This is a genomic window from Bacillus sp. A260 (assembly GCF_009861435.1).
Classification (GTDB): domain Bacteria; phylum Bacillota; class Bacilli; order Bacillales; family Bacillaceae_G; genus Bacillus_A; species Bacillus_A cereus.
Genome location: NZ_CP046398.1, coordinates 272,501 through 277,500 on the forward strand (window position 1 = coordinate 272,501; position 5,000 = coordinate 277,500).

Below are 5,000 nucleotides of genomic sequence, written 5' to 3' on the forward strand. Positions count from 1 at the left end.
TGACACCTGCCCGGTGCTGGAAGGTTAAGGAGAGGGGTTAGCGTAAGCGAAGCTCTGAACTGAAGCCCCAGTAAACGGCGGCCGTAACTATAACGGTCCTAAGGTAGCGAAATTCCTTGTCGGGTAAGTTCCGACCCGCACGAAAGGTGTAACGATTTGGGCACTGTCTCAACCAGAGACTCGGTGAAATTATAGTACCTGTGAAGATGCAGGTTACCCGCGACAGGACGGAAAGACCCCGTGGAGCTTTACTGTAGCCTGATATTGAATTTTGGTACAGTTTGTACAGGATAGGCGGGAGCCATTGAAACCGGAGCGCTAGCTTCGGTGGAGGCGCTGGTGGGATACCGCCCTGACTGTATTGAAATTCTAACCTACGGGTCTTATCGACCCGGGAGACAGTGTCAGGTGGGCAGTTTGACTGGGGCGGTCGCCTCCTAAAGTGTAACGGAGGCGCCCAAAGGTTCCCTCAGAATGGTTGGAAATCATTCGTAGAGTGCAAAGGCATAAGGGAGCTTGACTGCGAGACCTACAAGTCGAGCAGGGACGAAAGTCGGGCTTAGTGATCCGGTGGTTCCGCATGGAAGGGCCATCGCTCAACGGATAAAAGCTACCCCGGGGATAACAGGCTTATCTCCCCCAAGAGTCCACATCGACGGGGAGGTTTGGCACCTCGATGTCGGCTCATCGCATCCTGGGGCTGTAGTCGGTCCCAAGGGTTGGGCTGTTCGCCCATTAAAGCGGTACGCGAGCTGGGTTCAGAACGTCGTGAGACAGTTCGGTCCCTATCCGTCGTGGGCGTAGGAAATTTGAGAGGAGCTGTCCTTAGTACGAGAGGACCGGGATGGACGCACCGCTGGTGTACCAGTTGTTCTGCCAAGGGCATAGCTGGGTAGCTATGTGCGGAAGGGATAAGTGCTGAAAGCATCTAAGCATGAAGCCCCCCTCAAGATGAGATTTCCCATAGCGTAAGCTAGTAAGATCCCTGAAAGATGATCAGGTTGATAGGTTCGAGGTGGAAGCATGGTGACATGTGGAGCTGACGAATACTAATAGATCGAGGACTTAACCATATAATATGTAGCAATGTTATCTAGTTTTGAAGGAATATGCCTTCATAGTTTGGTGATGATGGCAGAGAGGTCACACCCGTTCCCATACCGAACACGGAAGTTAAGCTCTCTAGCGCCGATGGTAGTTGGGACCTTGTCCCTGTGAGAGTAGGACGTCGCCAAGCAACTTTAAGACGAGTCAGAATGACTCGTCTTTTTTGTGTTTATAAAAATAAGAATGGCTGGTAAATCTCAGTTTATTAAAATTTCACTTTATTGTTCACATCAACAAGTTCAAAACGCTCACAGACGAGTAACATATCTTCAGAGAAATTAAGACCAATCTCATTTAGTTCCTTTGTAAAAAAACGAACATGGGTGTCTCTCCAGTAATTATAAGTACGATCTCCTTCGCCTTCAGCGATAGCGAATTCTTCGCTTACTTCATTCATTGGTGTTACAGTTACTTCTATTGTCTTAATAATAGCTACAGGTTCATCATTACTATTGAGTATAATACTATAATCATTAGTAGTCGGTAGCGATTCATTTTCTAATTCATAAAAAATGTGACCGGAGCATGTAGCTGTTTTAATACCGTCAATTACTAGTTGTGCAAGATAATTAGGGGCATCCCCAAATTGCCAAGCTGTAACAGATTCTGGTTTTTTGTTGTTTCCCCAATAAGTATCCCAATATGTCTGTGCTAATTGATTCATTTTTATCGTCACCTCACTCTAATTAATATTTAATCTCTTTATAATTCCTAGGAAATTTATTTATTTGTTATGCCTTTGTACTTATTTTTAATTTGTATCAGTGTTTTGCAAATTAAAAAGATACTATGTGGAGTGAATATAGTTTGTAAATATGTTCTGTACATATATGGGATCTTTAATTTTCCAATTGCATTTTATGATAAAGGACATAGTTACTTAAAGAACGTTCAGATTATGAATGGTAGTTTATTATCACTATGCCATATTGAAGTGAGTAATACTAGAGTTGAAATAGATAAAAAAACCGATATTCTAAATTGAATATCAGTTTAATAATATGTGACTTATATGAATCTATAGCAATACGAAAAGCGTAAATAAGATAGCCAACAAAATACGGTAGTATGCAAAAGGTTTTAAACCTATCTTCTCTAAAAGCTTTAGAAAAGTTACTACTGCTAGCATCGCTACTATAAAAGAGGTAATGAATCCTACCGCGAACATAGGGATGTCATCGACACTTAAATACTTCCAACTTTTTAGTAAGTCTAAGCCTGTTGCCCCAATCATTACAGGAAGAGCTATTAGAAAAGAGAATTCAGATGCAGTCTTATAATTTACTTTTGCTAATAGACCTCCAGAGATAGTAGAGCCAGCTCTAGAGAAGCCAGGGTATACCGCTAAGCACTGAAATAATCCGATTGTTAAAGCTTGGCGGTATGTTAAATCGTCCAGTGAATAGGCTGCTGCCCCTTTCTTTTTTACTTCTGCAAAGATCATAAGAATTGCCCCTGCTACAAGTCCAATCACAACAGTGTATGGCTGGAATAAGTATGTTTTAATAATATCATGTAGTAGCAAGCCAGCAACCACTGCCGGAAATACGCCAAGAAATACATGGAACGCGTTGAATTTTTTTTCTTTCTGTATAAGAGGTTTAATATTACATAAAGAAACGAGACGTTTATGATATAAAATTGCAATAGCTAAAATTGCGCCTAGCTGAATAACAATTTCAAACGTTTTTGCTCTTTCTCCCTCAAAGCCTAATAAATGCCCGACTAATATAAGGTGGCCAGTAGAAGATATAGGTAAAAATTCAGCTAATCCTTCTACAATACCGAGTATGAAGGCAATAATGATATCGCTCATAGTTTCACTCCTATACATTAATGAATGTCTACTTTTTTAAAATAGAATAGTGTTGCAATAAATCCGGAAATTGTCGTTACTGCAATGATGATATAAGAATACTCTGGTGGATATGTCGGTTGTAATTCGTTATTTGCGATATCTAGAGTAGCGGTCCACGGAAATAAATCTTTATGCTTGGAGTTTACGAGCATAAGATTAGTCATTGTAATAATGACTGTTAATATAATGGGTGGTACATAGCTCTTCATTACAAGAGTTAGTAGCACAATAGGTGAAGACAATAGAAAGAGAAGTCCACCACATATTAAAAATTCTAGGAAAGAACCTAAAAGTAAAGAAATGTTAAAACCAGGGAAGTTCCCCAATAGCCCTAATATTAAAGTAAGTGCCCAAGCGACTAAAGTTAGCATCATAATCCAAAGAAAGAGAATGATGAATTTACTTGTAATAAAGCTAATGCGTGACACGGGGATAGTTAGTAAATTTTTCAGTGTATCTTCTGTATATTCGCGGGTAAGCAAATAAGCAACCACTACTCCATATAAGGGGAATCCTATAACTAAAGTAGTATATAAGTTAACGTCAGTAAATAATTGATCGAACCAAATAGTTGGAGTTGGCTGTTTTGTTTTTATATGTATATAAGAGGCTACTACAACTAAGAAAGGTGCGACACCAGCACCAATAATGCTAATTAAAAACATATTAGAGCGTTTTAGTTTTAAGAGTTCTGTATAGAGTAGATTAACCAATTGTTCCACCTCCAACTAGTTTGGTGAAATAATCTTCTAGTCTATCTTCACTTATCATCATTTTTAATACTTCAACATCGTTAAGAACGAATGTTCTGTTTATGTATCCTTGTTGTCCAAAATGAGAGTAAATACGAATATTTCCTTCATCATGTACTTCATAATTAAAAATTTGAAGATGATTTTCTAATAACATCACAGCTTTATCGTCATTATTCACTTGAAACTCTATGTACTTACGGTTTGCTTTGCGCAGCGTATCAAGAGAAACTTCTTCTAGTAACTTTCCTTCATGAATAATTCCGATACGATCAACTAACTGTTCTACCTCGGCTAATATGTGACTAGAAATCAGTATTGTTATATTTCTTTCTTGAGCTAAAGAATGAATAAGTTTTCGCATTTCTTTAATACCAATAGGGTCTAGTCCGTTAGTTGGTTCATCTAATATGAGTAGCTCAGGATAATGGAGAAGAGCACGCGCAATTCCTAAGCGTTGCTTCATTCCTAAAGAATACTTTCCTACTAACTTTTTTGTCTCATGCTGCAAGCCTACTATTTCTAATGCTTCTTCGATAGCATTCTTTTTGTGAACCCCAATTATTTTTGCATTAATTAATAGGTTTTCTTTTGCAGTTAAGTTTTCATAAAATCCTGGAACTTCAACTATAGAACCAATTCTGCTTAAAATATCTTTTTGATTTTGGAATAAGTTCTCTCCGAATATTTCAATCGTTCCACTTGTAGGCTTTATAAGACTAAGCAGCATGCGAATGGTTGTTGTTTTACCAGCACCGTTGCGGCCTATGAAGCCATAAATCTCCCCTTGTTGAACATTAATATTTAAATTATCTACTGACTTTTGATTGCCATATACTTTAGTAAGGTTAGTCGTTTTTATAATTGTATTTATAGGAGACACCTGCTTTCTATAAGTTCTTACTTACATCATAAAAAGGAAGGCTTAACTGCATATTAATCATTTCTTAACTATTTCTTAAAAGTATTGTGTTTTGGAATAGAAAAGCCAAAAGTAGTTCGTTTCCATGGAGTACTTTCAACCCATATATGTCCACCGTTTTTCTCAACGAGCGCTTTGGAAATAGAAAGCCCGAGACCGCTACCACCAAATGAAGAGTTTCTTGATTGTTCGCTTCGGTACATTCGCTCAAATACGTTTTGTAAATCATGTTTTGGAATACCAGGGCCTTGATCCCAAATATGAAGTTCGTATTCTGCATCAGCTTCTAGCAATTCGACTCCTATTGTTTTCCCATCCTTTCCGTAATAAATTGCATTTTTCATTAAATTACCGATAATCC

Annotated in this window: 5 protein-coding genes and 2 rRNA genes (2 of these 7 running past the window's edge); 2 read left to right on the top strand and 5 right to left on the bottom strand. The window is 38.4% G+C overall.

Features of this window, described 5'->3' with window-relative positions; translation table 11 throughout:
- Both GD442_RS01545 and rrf read left to right on the top strand, forming a co-directional pair.
- Nucleotides 1–1,073: ribosomal RNA gene (locus tag GD442_RS01545) — 23S ribosomal RNA — on the top strand; it begins 1,849 nt to the left of the window's first position.
- A 48-nt stretch (nt 1,074–1,121) separates the two neighbouring features.
- Nucleotides 1,122–1,237 (top strand): 5S ribosomal RNA (gene rrf, locus GD442_RS01550).
- 75 nt (nt 1,238–1,312) lie between these two features.
- On the opposite strand, the gene GD442_RS01555 is transcribed toward rrf, so the two are convergent.
- From GD442_RS01555 to GD442_RS01575, 5 genes are all read right to left on the bottom strand, one after another.
- Complete coding sequence (locus tag GD442_RS01555; RefSeq protein ID WP_001072420.1) at nt 1,313–1,771, bottom strand: ASCH domain-containing protein; 459 nt, start codon at nt 1,769–1,771, stop codon at nt 1,313–1,315.
- 354 nt (nt 1,772–2,125) lie between these two features.
- Nucleotides 2,126–2,923, bottom strand: a complete 798-nt coding sequence (gene uppP / locus GD442_RS01560; protein ID WP_001279958.1) for an undecaprenyl-diphosphate phosphatase UppP — start codon at nt 2,921–2,923, stop codon at nt 2,126–2,128.
- 17 nt (nt 2,924–2,940) lie between these two features.
- Nucleotides 2,941–3,678 carry an ABC transporter permease gene (locus GD442_RS01565; protein ID WP_000247711.1) on the bottom strand — a complete coding sequence of 246 codons (738 nt, stop codon included), beginning with the start codon at nt 3,676–3,678 and terminating at the stop codon, nt 2,941–2,943.
- Nucleotides 3,671–4,600 (bottom strand): ABC transporter ATP-binding protein, encoded by a 930-nt coding sequence (locus GD442_RS01570; RefSeq protein WP_086408000.1) that lies wholly within the window; start codon nt 4,598–4,600, stop codon nt 3,671–3,673. The genes GD442_RS01565 and GD442_RS01570 overlap by 8 nt, the downstream gene beginning before the upstream one ends.
- A gap of 68 nt (nt 4,601–4,668) precedes the next feature.
- Nucleotides 4,669–5,000: the end of a sensor histidine kinase gene (locus GD442_RS01575; RefSeq protein WP_000845329.1), read on the bottom strand. 682 nt of this gene lie beyond the right edge of the window; the window shows 332 of its 1,014 coding nt (coding positions 683–1,014); its start codon lies beyond the right edge, outside the window; it ends in the stop codon at nt 4,669–4,671.